The sequence below is a fragment of the Nostoc sp. genome (assembly GCF_036917935.1).
Classification (GTDB): Bacteria; Cyanobacteriota; Cyanobacteriia; order Cyanobacteriales; family Nostocaceae; genus Nostoc.
In genome coordinates this window covers 79,969-93,348 of record NZ_JBALEL010000058.1, presented here as the reverse complement: position 1 = coordinate 93,348, position 13,380 = coordinate 79,969, and the positions used below count along the sequence as shown (strand labels likewise).

The window sequence follows — 13,380 nt, the reverse complement described above, 5'->3', positions numbered from 1 at the left end:
GTGCGATCGCTTAGGCTATTGAGCATAGAGATAAAAATTAAAGTATAAAAAAATGCTTAACACTCTCAGCCCACTCACAGAAGACTTAGCAGGTCAAAGCTATCCTAGTCCTCATTATTTGCAAACACAGCACCGCATTCGTTCGCTCATAGACAGATATATTGCAGTTGAAAAACTACACGATCGCCTGCAAGATTTACCGATACAGTTTGCCAATCCCCAACCGCGTCCCTGGAAACTCATTGACTGGCAGACGATTAACCGCAATCAAATTATCGGCTTAGACGCAGAGGTATTTGTATCTATATTGATAGGTGCGATGGATACAGAAGCCCCCATTCGCGGCTATACCCAAACCAGTCGGCAGTATTTGGAAAAATTGCATCCTCAGATGGCTCGGTTTGTTGGTGGAACAGTCGGTGAAGATGGCGAACTGCTGGAACTTGGTTTGTGGGAAAAGGAAGAACGTCAGCACACACCTGCATTAATCAAAATCTACACCCAATTAACAGGCGAGAAAATTACCCCAAAACTTCGGACTGTTAGAAGCTATCTCCCCACAGATGACGCCAACGAAGACTTATATCGCCACGGCTTACACCGCATTGCCACAGAATACGGTGCTACCTGTCTTTATATTTGGCTGATGGCTCACACTACTGGCGCACTCCAGGATGTTCTAGAAGAACTAGCACAGGATGAAATCAACCATACGACCAAATTCTGGGGGTTTGGGGTCTGGACTTTCCCTGATACTGGGTTGATGCGAATTGGACGCACACTCATCAAAACGCGAACGCCAAACTATCAGCGTAACAACCTCATGCGTACCCTCCACCGTATGATGGCTACCCTCAACTGGAATGCTTGGTCATTGACTAACAAAACAACTCTCCTCTTCACCTTCACCTACACAATGCATCGCTTGTGGAGTTGGAACAATACCCTCACACCAAAGTACTTACAAAATTTATTTGAAACAACTCATTAGTAAAAACAAAGGACAAATGACAAATGACAAATGACAAATCAACATTACCCACCGATTTAAATCCCGAAAAAATACCCCAACATATCGCCGTGATCATGGATGGTAACGGCCGATGGGCAACCAGTCGAGGATTACCGCGCATAGCTGGACATCGCCAAGGAGCAAAAACACTCAAAGAACTATTGCGTTGCTGCAAGGATTGGGGAATCAAAGCGCTGACAGCCTACGCTTTCTCAACAGAGAATTGGCAGCGTCCCGTTGAAGAAGTGAATTTTTTGATGCATTTGTTTGAGCGATTACTACACCGCGAGTTGGCTCAAATACATCGGGAAGGAGTGCGAATCTCATTTATTGGAGATTTATCGGCTTTACCCAAGTCTCTACAGACTGAAATGGAGCGTTCGATGGCGGAGACATTGAACAATCAAGCAATACACTTTACTGTTGCAGTCAATTACGGCAGCCGCAACGAAATTACCAGAGTTTGTCGTCAAGTAGCTCAACTCGTGCAACAGGGCGAACTCAGTGCCCAAGAAGTGAATGAAAGTCTTCTAGAACAACATCTCTACACAGCAGATACTCCAGAACCCGATTTGCTGATTCGTACCAGCGGTGAGATGCGGTTGAGTAATTTTCTCTTGTGGCAAATGGCCTATACAGAGATGTATTTCACCGATATTCTTTGGCCTGATTTTAATCGAGAAGCATTTCATCAGGCTTTGTTGAGCTACCAAAGACGCGATCGCCGTTTTGGTCAAGTTAAAGCTTCAGTGTCAGCTTAGTCTACCAAACACCAGACATCGCCTCAAAATTATTTGCCATGAGCCATAAAGTAAAAGCACCCACATTACCAGGATGGTATATGAGCGCTCATAAATAAAAACATTATCGAGGATAATCTATCTGCTATGACAGACCGAAGTAACTATAAGAATAACAGGCGGTGGGTAAATAAACTGCAAGGGTAGTTACAAATGTTTTGTTAAAAATACTACTTACTGTAAGAGATTGTTAATTTTGCTAAAATGTGCTTTGCAAAATTGGTGCTATGCCTACGGCGGCTCTACACTAAAAATAAACTGCGTAGATGTAGCTCATCGTAGACATCACCCTACAGATAACCTAATTATTTCTTTTGCCTGATTTACCAGTTTGATTTGAAAGTTGGTGCTTTTGTATAACCCGCTCAATCTGGCAAGTCACCGCATTGATTCTATGTTTAACCTTATCAAAATCAATATTCACCCAAATATAGGCTTTGTCAGATCCTTGTTGGTGTTTGCTATTCATACATTGCTTAAATTCTCAAGATATTTTTTATATCTATACAATATAGTCTTATTAATTTCTAAACTACTTTCTCTAGACGTATAAGTAAATATGCTTAATATTTACTTAAGGTTTAATCTACTAGAATTTCAATCAAACAGCGATTTGATTCGTAGGTAGCACAGCTAGCTGTGTTACCTACGGCGTATTACTCTTTACTGAAAGAGACACGATATTTCGCGCCTCTAAGAACCAAAATCAAAATTCTAAGTGTTAGCTTAAATCTTTGTTTGTAGATATTGCACCAACTGCGGTGCTTGCATCACTCCCTCTATCCGCTCCACAGGTTGACCCTGCTTAAACAGTACTAAGGTTGGGAGAGAGGCAATTTTATACTGAGTAGCCAAATCTGTGTATTTTTCTGTGTCGATTTTGACAATCCGTAGGCGATCGCTAAGTTGGGCATTGACTTGCTCTAAAATTGGTACCATCATCTGACAGGGACCACACCAGTCAGCGTAAAAATCTACTAATACAGGTACATCAGAAGCAGACAGCATCTCTTCAAAGCTGTTAAATTCCTTTTTAGTTGCCATAATATGACACACACCGATTTTCAATTGTTTGTTTCAATGGTAATTCTTAGAAAATAAAATCGGTATAGGTTCATAGGTTTTTGTTGGGAAAAGATTATATTAGTTAATATAGACTAATTTTCTAGCCAGCAATCTTAAATAATTATAATAAAATACGTATATTACTTTAATTTGTGCATTTGAATGAGATATGTCTTTAAACTTATTCTTTATATGCCAATAAATAGTCAATTACTTCACTATCTTTTACTCCATGCAAATTGTGGATTAACTGGTTACGCAGATCATCATCAGCATCTCTTCTACTACAACACCATCTTAATAAATGCCAATCTATAAAATTATTATCTATACTTTTTAACCAAGCAATCAATGCAAAATTTTTGTTTGTAATTTCCAAATCTTTATCTGTATTAACATTAAATCTATTGACAGGAAAAATTAGCTTTTTTAAAATAGTTATCTTCTCACTAATGCTGCTATTTTTAACATAGTCATCTAAAAAGAATCCACGAGTAATCCATTTTATCAACTCAGAGACTCTTATCAGATCCGTTAAATTATAGCGTTTCCTAATCACATGAGGTGCATCTTAGCCCCCTCTTCGCTTGCGGGGAGGGCTTGGGGGTGGGGTTCTTGTACCTCACTCAACCGAGAACCGCTATATGCTATTTTATGTAATAGTAGATGATATTTCTTGTGATAAAAGACGCAAAAAAGTATCAGATTTATTAGAAGGATATGGTCAACGAGTTGAATATTGAGTATTTGAATGTATTCTCAATCAAAGTAAATATAATGAACTACGGAAAAGACTCAATAAACAAATAAAATCATCAGAAGCTAGTATCCGCTTTTATCCTTTGAGCCGTCATACTTTGAATCAAATTGAAACTTGGGGAGAACCACCTGTCACAGAACTACCAAGCTCAACCATTATTTAAGCTGAAACCGATCAACACGATTGTCACCCCGCAGTAGTTAGATTTTATCGAGACAATAGACCTCTTGCAAAAGTCCCTTAACACCCCACCCCCAGCCCCTCCCCGCACTTCGGGAGGGGAGACTTTGACGTAAGTCAAAGGCGGGGTGGGGTTCCTTTTTTGATTTATGCAAGAAGTCTAATATTTCAGATGTTCCCGAAATCACCATAAGATAATTAGCGCAGTATTTCTCAGATTGAGGAACATTAAATGACACTATTACAAGATAAAGTCGCAATTGTCACAGGTGCATCGCGAGGAATTGGCCGCGCGATCGCAATTGAATTAGCCACACAGGGAGCGATCGCAGTTGTCAATTATGCCAGTTCTAGTACTGCTGCTGAGGCAGTTGTTGCAGAAATTACAGAAGCAGGAGGTCAGGCGATCGCTATCCAAGCTGACGTTTCTAAAATTGATCAAGTAGACGCACTAGTTAACGCCGTCATGCAAAAGTTCAGCCGTGTGGATATCTTAGTCAACAACGCAGGTATTACCCGCGACACACTGCTTTTGCGTTTGAAGCCAGAAGATTGGCAAGCAGTGATAGACCTTAATCTCACTGGTGTTTTCTTTTGTACACGCGCCGCCAGTAAAATTATGCTTAAACAGCGATCGGGGCGGATTATTAACATTACCTCCGTAGCTGGGCAAATCGGCAACCCAGGTCAATCCAACTACAGCGCCGCCAAAGCAGGTGTAATCGGCTTCACCAAAAGTGTTGCCAAAGAATTAGCTACTCGCGGGATCACCGTTAACGCCGTCGCCCCTGGCTTCATTGCCACCGACATGACCAGCAATCTCAACAACCCCGAAGATATTCTCAAATACATCCCACTTGGTCGCTTCGGTCAGCCTGAAGAAGTCGCTGGGATGGTGCGCTTCCTCGCCGCCGATCCCGCCGCCGCCTACGTCACTGGACAAGTTTTTAATGTCGATGGCGGCATGGTAATGGCTTAAATAGCAATACGCTTGGGTTAAGAAGAATAGTAGGTTGGGTAGAGCGTAAGCGTTACCCAACAAAGCCTCGATAATATTGGGTTTCGCTCCTCAACCCAACAAAGCCTGTATTCCATGCAATTGAGAACCTGAGTTTTGTAGGGTGTCTTAGCCTACGGCCTAACGCACCGATTTGATCTGTGCCTGACTTCAAATTTTGATATCAAACACCTCTAAAATGCCCTTCTAACAGTTACTTTGTCGTTGTTAACCACGATGGCATCAGCCCTGCCATCGCCGGTAACATCGGCAAAGAATGTTCCCCGGCTTCCATAGTAGGGATTCTGCGTCAAGGACTCGTTAGCAGTAAACCTAACACCGTTGGAACGCCGACCAGTTACTTTGTCGTCGTTAACCACAATGGCATCAGCCCTGCCATTCCCGATAACATTGGCGAAGAATGTTCCCCGACTACCGTAGTAGGGATTCTGCGTCCAGGACTCGTTAGGATTAAAACTAGAACCGTTGGAGCGTCGGACAGTTACTTTGTCGTCGTTAACCACAATGGCATCAGCCCTGCCATCGCCAGTAACATCGGCGAAGAATGTTCCCCGGCTTCCGTAGTAAGGATTCTGCGTCCAGGACTCGTTAGCAGTAAAACTAGAACCGTTGGAGCGTCGGACAGTTACTTTGTCGTCGTTAACCACAATGGCATCAGCCTTGCCATCGCCGTTAACATCGGCGAAGAATGTTCCCCGACTACCGTAGTAGGGATTCTGCGTCCAAGACTCGTTAGGATTAAAACTAGAACCGTTGGAGCGTCGGACAGTTATTTTGTCGTCGTTAACCACAATGGCATCAGCCCTGCCATCGCCAGTAACATCGGCGAAGAATGTTCCCCGGCTTCCGTAGTAAGGATTCTGTGTCCAGGACTCGTTAAGAGTAAAACTAGAACCGTTGGAGCGTCGGACAGTTACTTTGTCGTCGTTAACCACAATGGCATCAGCCCTGCCATCGCCAGTAACATCGGCAAAGAATGTTCCCCGACTACCGTAGTAAGGATTCTGCGTCCAGGACTCGTTAAGATTGAATTGCGCTTGCGCCGGACTTCCTAGTGTTGACAACAGCACAACAGCAGCAATTAGCTTTACAGTTGTTTTTTTCATCGGTTATGTATAAGTAAATAGGACTTATGGATGAAGAAAAGTTAATACTGGGGCTTTAGTCCAAGCTTCAGCTTGAGATATCTAAGACAAATCACTTTCTAGCTGAAAGTATAATTTTTACAATAATTTCTAGCTATTTAAGTATTAGTATTAATAATCACATCAAGCCGATAAGCTTTATCAACCTTATAGTATAGTGCTAGTACCTACTTCATACATAATTTCTTAGAAAATCTACATAATAAGAGGCTTCCAAAGAATATAGGACTTATATAGCGAGTTCTCGGCCCAAGTGATGTACAAGAACCCCACCCCCAACCCCCTCCCCGCTCTTCGAGAGGGGGCTAAGATGTACCTAATATGATTAGGAAATGCTATATCATGTCCGCATAATTAACTAGTTGTGATTCCCACAGTCATTGCACCCCACCCCTCAATCCCCGCCCCGCAATCGGGGAGGGGAGACAAAGCGTAGCTTTGGCGGGGTGGGTTCTTCGGGTTTAATAAGTAATCAAGCGGACATGATATTACGCAAAACTACACGCGGTAGGAGCAATACCCTACGGGAAGACTTAGCGAGTCTTCTCGCTTCTCTACGAGACGCGACGCGATCGCTTAGAGCAAGTCATCTCCCAAAGGGAGACGAAGGGAGACGCCAAGGGCGAACGAGCGTCACAGCCCCTCGTAGACATCGCTTCCATACGGAGAAATAAAACATAGTAGGGCTAGCATTGCAATGCCCACCCTACAAGCAACTAAGGCTGTTGGCGTATCCTTTGCCAGACAGTAAAGCCCAAAAGCATGATAATACTACTGGCGGTAGCTGCCATCACAGCCAAACTCATACCTTGTATTCTCATCGCCAGCAAGTTGAAAACTAAGGTAATTGACCAAAGCGTGAATGCAGCATTGCGCTGGGAGAGTCCCCAATCAAGTAAGCGGTGGTGCAGGTGGTCTTTGCCAGGAGTACTGAGAGGGTTATTTCCTGCTAGTAGCCGCCGCACAAATACTTGAGTCGTATCTAGTACTGGTAACAACAGAAATAAAACCGTAGGAATTAGCGCATAAACTGTGTTTTGTTGCAGTTTACCTAAAATACTAGTTGCTGCCAGCACATAGCCGAAAAAGTACGCTCCGGCATCACCCATAATAATTCGTGATGGATGGAAGTTATGGCGCAAAAAACCCAGTGCAGCACCTGCCAAGGCTGCGAGTACCAAGATTGCTGCTGCACGATTGTTAAATTGGGCTGCAACTGCCAACAAACTCATGGCGGTAATAAAGCTGATTCCTCCTGCCAAGCCATCCATACCATCCATCAAGTTGATGGCGTTGGTAATCCCTACTACCCATAGTACTGTTAGCGACATAGACAGCAGCGAGTCGATGGGGGTGCCAAACATCACTTTGACGCTGATGCCATTAGCTACCAGCAACAGCGCTGTGACAATTTGTGCCCACAATCGAACAGAGGGCGGTAAGCCGAACTGATCATCGATAAAGCCCACAAGGACTAATATCGAACCCCCCAACAAAATAGTTAGCACTTGAGCCAATACGTTTTGGAGTTCGATCGGTCGTAAAAGGCTAGCTAATACCAGCGCGGCAATCACACCTGCGTAGATAGCCAGCCCCCCTGCATTGGGTAAAGGTTCTCGGTTGAGTCGCCGTGCGTTGGGTTGGTCAGCCCAACCTACCCGCAAGGCGAATTTGCGTACTGTCGGAATTAAACGCCAAGTTACAACCCAAGCCAAGAGGAACGTAAATACTACTGCCAACCAGCCGGTGCCGCTAGGGTCGGCAATACCAAGGTACTTAAGGGAGTTGTCTAGATTCATCTCCCAATTCAAGCATTACTGCCAGTATCTAATATGAGCATCACCTGTATATTAATCAATTTTTTTTATTTCCATTTGTAACTTGAGCCGCTTGAGAGATTAGCACTCTGGCGCTGTGAGTGCTAAATTGTCTAATGGAAGCGCTGGAGAAATCAAACATGGCGAAAATTATTGCATTTAACGAGGAATCTCGGCGAGCTCTAGAAAGGGGTGTTAACGCCCTTGCTGATGCCGTAAAAATCACCTTGGGTCCCAAAGGTCGGAATGTCCTTTTAGAGAAAAAATTTGGCGCACCTCAAATTGTCAACGATGGTATCACTGTTGCCAAGGAAATTGAATTAGAAGATCCTTTGGAAAATACTGGTGCAAGACTCATCCAGGAAGTGGCCTCAAAAACTAAAGATGTCGCTGGGGATGGTACAACCACCGCCACAGTTTTAGCACAGGCCTTAATTCGGGAAGGTTTGAAGAACGTCGCGGCGGGTAGTAACCCAGTTAGCTTGAGACGCGGGATCGACAAAACTATTGAGGCACTGGTACAAGAAATCGCCAGGATAGCCAAGCCAGTAGAAGGAAGTGCGATCGCTCAAGTTGCCACTGTCTCTGCTGGTAACGATGAAGAAGTTGGCCAAATGTTAGCTCAAGCAATGGAAAAAGTCACCAAAGATGGTGTAATTACCGTTGAAGAATCCAAATCCCTAACCACCGAACTAGAAGTAGTTGAGGGGATGCAGATTGACAGGGGTTACATTTCACCCTACTTCGTCACCAACAACGAGCGGCAAATCGTCGAATTTGAAAACGCCCGGATCTTGGTTACAGATAAAAAAATCAGCAGCATCCAAGATTTAGTGCCGATTTTGGAAAAAGTCGCCCGTTCTGGTCAGCCTTTGCTAATCATCGCTGAAGATGTCGAAGGTGATGCTTTGGCAACTTTGGTAGTGAACAAAGCGCGGGGTGTACTAGCCGTGGCTGCAATTAAAGCGCCTGGGTTTGGCGATCGCCGCAAAGCTTTGTTAGAGGATATTGCTATTCTCACCGATGGACAGTTGATTTCTGAAGAAATCGGCTTAAGTTTGGATACGGCTTCTCTAGAAGCGCTGGGAACTGCCCGCAAAATCACCATTGACAAAGAAACCACCACAATTGTCGCTGGCAGTGTCACTAAGCCAGAGGTACAAAAGCGGATTGCTCAAATTCGCAAACAGTTGGAAGAAACCGATTCTGACTACGATCAAGAAAAACTGCAAGAACGCATCGCCAAGCTCGCTGGCGGGGTGGCAGTGATTAAAGTGGGTGCAGCAACCGAAACCGAACTCAAAGACCGCAAACTGCGGATTGAAGACGCGCTAAATGCGACTAAAGCTGCTGTGGAAGAAGGTATTGTTCCTGGTGGTGGCACAACTCTAATTCACTTAGCTAAGAAGGTAGAAGCGATTAAAAAAACCCTACAAAATGATGAAGAAAGAATTGGGGCTGATATTGTCGCACGAGCGCTAGAAGCCCCCTTGCGCCAAATAGCAGACAACGCTGGTGCTGAAGGTTCTGTGATCGTCTCGAAAGTCCGCGATAGCGACTTCAACATTGGCTACAACGCCGCTACTGGCGAATTTGAAGACTTGATTGCTGCTGGTATTATCGACCCTGCCAAAGTCGTGCGTTCAGCTTTGCAAAACGCTGGTTCCATTGCTGGTTTGGTCTTAACCACCGAAGCGATCGTTGTTGAAAAGCCAGAGAAGAAATCTGCTGCTGCTGCCCCTGATATGGGCGGTATGGGCGGTATGGGCGGCATGGGTGGCATGGGCGGCATGGGCGGTATGGGTATGTTCTAATTTTTGCTCACCCAGAAAAATATTTTTTTAGCAGTTTGTCTTGCCAAGGCAAACTGTTTTTTATAGTATTGCTGATTCAGAGGCAATATGTTATCTGTATTGCTGGTAACTCATTGAACGTAAATAAACTTACAGCAGTTTTCATCTATTAAAACCACAAGTATCGTAGGGGCACAGAAAAAGCTCATTGGTGTCAACTTAAGGTGAAAGCCAGCCTAGTACAAGCTTTTAGATATTATCTCGTTCCCAGTCTCCGACTGGGAATGTCGTCCTAGAGGCTCCGCCTCTCTTGCTGGCGGCAGAGCCGCAATGAGCAGCATTTCCAGCCAGAGGCTGGAAACGAGATTTTAAAAGGGTTTTGGCTTAAGTTGACACGCATTAGCATTGCTGTGCCCCGACAACTGAAAATAGCTGTAATTATGAAACTTTTCAGTGGTTAGTTCTAAATACAACTGACTACCAACAAAATGCTGATGACCAAATTAGCAACCTAAATAATTGCTTAATTTAGAAATTACCATCTTTATATTAATTTTTGTAAAATGACGTGTAAGTTATCCTTATGTCATTTGTGAATAACAAAGGACAAATTACTAATCACTATTAGGTAATATTGCATGGCACGAAAACTGCGTCGCGTTCCCAAAATAGTCACCAAGCCGTATGAAGATGAGTTTTATCACCAACCAGGGACTATACCTGGAACCATTTTTATTGATGCAGATGCTCCACTACCGATAATTTTTTTAATTGACTATAACCAAACCAATTTCATCCGCGAACAAATCGCAACTCCAGAGGAGTGTATCCCCTATCTTAATGCGGAATCGATTTCTTGGGTAGACGTACAAGGTTTAGGTAGTCAAGACATATTACAACGATTGGGTAACGTTTTTAAGTTACATCCTCTAGTTTTAGAAGATGTAGTCAATGTACCGGAGCGTCCGAAAACAGAGGATTATGAAGACCAATTACTATTCATTAGCCGCATGGTAGTAGCAAAGGAAAGAACATGTGGTTTTTACAGCGAACAAGTGAGTTTGATATTAGGGAAAAATTATTTGCTGACAGTACAAGAGGAACCAGAACATGATTGCTTTGAAGCGGTGCGATCGCGAATTGAAAAAAACAAAGGTATCATTCGTAAACAGGGAGCGGATTATTTAGCTTATGCTCTGTTAGATGCAATTATTGATGGCTTTTTCCCGGTACTTGAGCTTTATGGGGAGCGAATCGAAGAGTTAGAAGAGGAGGTAATAGTCAGACCTACCCCACAAACACTACAAAATATTTATCAAATTAGGCGAGAATTACTGCAACTACGTCGTGCTATCTGGCCCCAACGAGATGCAATTAATGCCTTAATTCGAGATGCTCCCGATTTGATTAGTGAAGAAGTGCGAATCTACCTGCGAGATTGTTATGACCATACGGTGCAAGTAATGGATATGGTGGAAACTTACCGAGAACTAGCATCTGGATTAATGGATGTGTACCTCTCAGCAGTGGGTAACAAAATGAATGAAATCATGAAGGTGCTAACAATAGTTTCAACAATTTTTATTCCACTGACTTTTGTGGCCGGAATATATGGTATGAATTTCAATACTGAAAAATCGCCATATAATATGCCTGAGTTGAATTCGTATTGGGGCTACCCTATTTGCTGGGCAGTGATGTTAGCGATCGCATTTGGGTTACTATTCTTTTTTTGGCGACGAGGCTGGCTGCAAAATTCTGTAGTAATCAAGCGCAATTAAAAAATGCAGAACAGCGATGAGTAAAATATACATTCATTAGCACCGGGAGTTAAGATTCTGAGTTATGAGGAGTAGCGACCAGAATTTAGTAGTTTTGACGATTTATATTATCGGTGTTTCTTATGTGTTTAACCGCATGGTTGAATCCATCGATGACCAAGTTAAATTTGAGTTTAAAAAAGGAATCGTTGACGAGCAACTCAAAGAACAAAATCTCGATGATAAAATTGGAGTTTCCTTTAAACTCAAATCCTCATATCCAATTGACGATTTGAAAGATTTAGGAATTAGTATTGAAAATAAATCTGAGAATGTTGCTGTATACGTTGACTGGGACAACAGTTCTTTAGTAGTTGAACATAGCAAGCAATCGCGTCGTGTAATTCGGAAATCACCAGACTTAACCCGCGACTTAGCAGTACCCCAAAGTCCTAGTCTGATTGCTCCCAAGAAAACACTTTCTGAAACGGTGACAGCAGAAGATGTTTTCGAGCGCGATCAAGTAGCTGGAACCTATTCAGCAAAAAAACCACTAATTGATATCAACGGGCTACAAAAAGGGCAAAAAAAGTTGTACAACGATTTTATTAACAGAAGAAAGGAGTTGGACTTTTCCCTACAACTGGTACTCAGGATATCTGAGGTGCGTTTAGGTCTAGCCCCAGGTCGTGATTTTCCTGCCATTAGTATTATCAATTGTCCTTTCACAGTCAGAAAGCTACCTTGGACTTACGCTCTACCTTGGAATAAAAAAAAGCAATAGCAACCAGACACACAATGCCATCCAAGATTACACTGGATCTAAGGAGAGAGTAGTCGCAGGCGGTTGCAGATCAGTCATAGTCACTGGTTTGAGGAAAGTCCGGACTCCCGAAAGACCAAACTTGCTGGATAACGTCCAGTGCGAGCGATCGTGAGGATAGTGCCACAGAAAGATACCGCCAAAACAATTTTAGATTTTAGATTTTAAATTTTGGTGAAGCAGCGCGGTCTTGGGGGTTTCCCCCATGAGTGACTGCTGAACCCGAAGGGATTGAATCTAAAATCCAAAATCCAAAATCCAAAATTGTTTGGTAAGGGTGCAAAGGTGCGGTAAGAGCGCACCAGCAGTATCGAGAGGTGCTGGCTCGGTAAACCCCGGTTGGGAGCAAGGCGATAGGAACTACGGTTGGTCTTTTACCAGTTCCGCTCAATGAGAGCCGCTAGAGGCGTTTGGTAACAAGCGTCCCAGATAGATAACTGCCCTCGCAAGAGAACAGAACCCGGCTTATGTCCTGCTCTCTCCCCTTTAATGGAGTATGAACCTTTAACGGTTTGTACTCTATTATTTTTTGTACGGGTTTTATGCGATCGCTAATTCATTATTTAAGTTCTAATTCTGTGCGTTTGACACTCCCCGCAATAAATTGACGGGGATTCTTAGTTCATCGACGTGCCTTAAAATTGTCTATCCTTGCGGCAGTGTTTAAACCTGATACCCGTTCAATAGAACAAAGTGCCGAGTCTAATTTAAACAACCCCAGTGGGCGTCATCTCCCTAAGCGTTAGAGAATAAATCCTCTTGTTATCGTGTGCCCCACGATACGTTTTAACTTCCTCAAAAATTTAGGTTTACTGGTATGGATGCGCGTTGGCAGCCTAGTTATGTTTGTAAAAAGATGGTTTATTCACTACCCACTTACCATTATTTTTTCCTAGCCAGTCGTTTTGGGATTGGTTATCCATTTGTGCTAGCGGTTACTCTACCTGTGGTATGATTAAATTGTAGCAACAAATGTAGCAATATGTCAAGACAAAGAATGCTAAGAATCAGGGTTTCTGACTACGAATACGAACAATTGAAATTAGAGTCAGAGAAGCAAGGGGTTTCAATGTCTGATGTAGTCAGAAAATCTATTTCAACCCTGCCTAAACCAGAAATATCCAATCTTCCAAGACCGAATAAATTCGGTTATTCGCTTATATCCCCCGCATGAATGACGGGGGCTTTACGCATCACGACTCGTAAA

Annotated in this window: 13 protein-coding genes and 1 other RNA gene; 9 read left to right on the top strand and 5 right to left on the bottom strand. The window is 43.3% G+C overall.

Features of this window, described 5'->3' with window-relative positions; all coding sequences use genetic code 11:
* Positions 1–52 precede the first annotated feature (52 nt).
* Positions 53–991 carry a ferritin-like domain-containing protein gene (locus V7K62_RS24760; protein WP_334868743.1) on the top strand — a complete coding sequence of 313 codons (939 nt, stop codon included), beginning with the start codon at positions 53–55 and terminating at the stop codon, positions 989–991.
* Between the two features lie 23 nt (positions 992–1,014).
* Positions 1,015–1,773 (top strand): isoprenyl transferase, encoded by a 759-nt coding sequence (locus V7K62_RS24755; RefSeq protein WP_334868741.1) that lies wholly within the window; start codon positions 1,015–1,017, stop codon positions 1,771–1,773.
* Positions 1,774–2,113: 340 nt separating this feature from the next.
* On the opposite strand, the gene V7K62_RS24750 is transcribed toward V7K62_RS24755, so the two are convergent.
* The 3 genes from V7K62_RS24750 to V7K62_RS24740 form a co-directional block, all read right to left on the bottom strand.
* Positions 2,114–2,281, bottom strand: coding sequence for a hypothetical protein (locus V7K62_RS24750; RefSeq protein ID WP_334868739.1), 168 nt, complete (start codon positions 2,279–2,281; stop codon positions 2,114–2,116).
* A 257-nt stretch (positions 2,282–2,538) separates the two neighbouring features.
* Positions 2,539–2,856: a thioredoxin gene (gene trxA, locus V7K62_RS24745; RefSeq protein ID WP_292791451.1), complete on the bottom strand. Its 318-nt coding sequence runs from the start codon at positions 2,854–2,856 to the stop codon at positions 2,539–2,541.
* A 202-nt stretch (positions 2,857–3,058) separates the two neighbouring features.
* The gene (locus V7K62_RS24740; RefSeq protein ID WP_334868737.1) at positions 3,059–3,388 is read right to left on the bottom strand and encodes a hypothetical protein; all 330 of its coding nucleotides are present in this window, start codon (positions 3,386–3,388) and stop codon (positions 3,059–3,061) included.
* 244 nt (positions 3,389–3,632) lie between these two features.
* Here V7K62_RS24740 and V7K62_RS24735 point away from each other — a divergent pair, with 244 nt between their 5' ends.
* Positions 3,633–3,800, top strand: a complete 168-nt coding sequence (locus V7K62_RS24735; RefSeq protein ID WP_334868779.1) for a CRISPR-associated endonuclease Cas2 — start codon at positions 3,633–3,635, stop codon at positions 3,798–3,800.
* A 249-nt stretch (positions 3,801–4,049) separates the two neighbouring features.
* Positions 4,050–4,796, top strand: coding sequence for a 3-oxoacyl-[acyl-carrier-protein] reductase (gene fabG / locus V7K62_RS24730; protein WP_334868735.1), 747 nt, complete (start codon positions 4,050–4,052; stop codon positions 4,794–4,796).
* 212 nt (positions 4,797–5,008) lie between these two features.
* On the opposite strand, the gene V7K62_RS24725 is transcribed toward fabG, so the two are convergent.
* A complete protein-coding gene (locus V7K62_RS24725; protein WP_334868733.1) occupies positions 5,009–5,941 on the bottom strand; it encodes an FG-GAP repeat domain-containing protein in 933 nt (310 codons plus the stop codon).
* A 521-nt stretch (positions 5,942–6,462) separates the two neighbouring features.
* Here V7K62_RS24725 and V7K62_RS24720 point away from each other — a divergent pair.
* Positions 6,463–6,654: a hypothetical protein gene (locus V7K62_RS24720; protein ID WP_334868731.1), complete on the top strand. Its 192-nt coding sequence runs from the start codon at positions 6,463–6,465 to the stop codon at positions 6,652–6,654.
* A 42-nt stretch (positions 6,655–6,696) separates the two neighbouring features.
* Here the strand turns inward: V7K62_RS24720 and V7K62_RS24715 are convergent, their stop codons facing one another.
* A complete protein-coding gene (locus V7K62_RS24715; protein ID WP_334868729.1) occupies positions 6,697–7,779 on the bottom strand; it encodes an MraY family glycosyltransferase in 1,083 nt (360 codons plus the stop codon).
* Between the two features lie 158 nt (positions 7,780–7,937).
* On the opposite strand from V7K62_RS24715, the gene groL reads away from it, so the two are divergent.
* The 4 genes from groL (at position 7,938) to rnpB (ending at position 12,657) form a co-directional block, all read left to right on the top strand.
* Positions 7,938–9,611, top strand: a complete 1,674-nt coding sequence (gene groL / locus V7K62_RS24710; protein ID WP_334868727.1) for a chaperonin GroEL — start codon at positions 7,938–7,940, stop codon at positions 9,609–9,611.
* 617 nt (positions 9,612–10,228) lie between these two features.
* A complete protein-coding gene (gene corA, locus V7K62_RS24705) occupies positions 10,229–11,371 on the top strand; it encodes a magnesium/cobalt transporter CorA (RefSeq protein ID WP_334868725.1) in 1,143 nt (380 codons plus the stop codon).
* Between the two features lie 64 nt (positions 11,372–11,435).
* Entirely contained in the window at positions 11,436–12,134 is a 699-nt protein-coding gene (locus V7K62_RS24700; RefSeq protein ID WP_334868723.1) for a hypothetical protein, read from the top strand.
* A 45-nt stretch (positions 12,135–12,179) separates the two neighbouring features.
* Positions 12,180–12,657, top strand: an RNA gene (gene rnpB / locus V7K62_RS24695) — RNase P RNA component class A.
* The last annotated feature ends 723 nt before the right edge of the window (positions 12,658–13,380 follow it).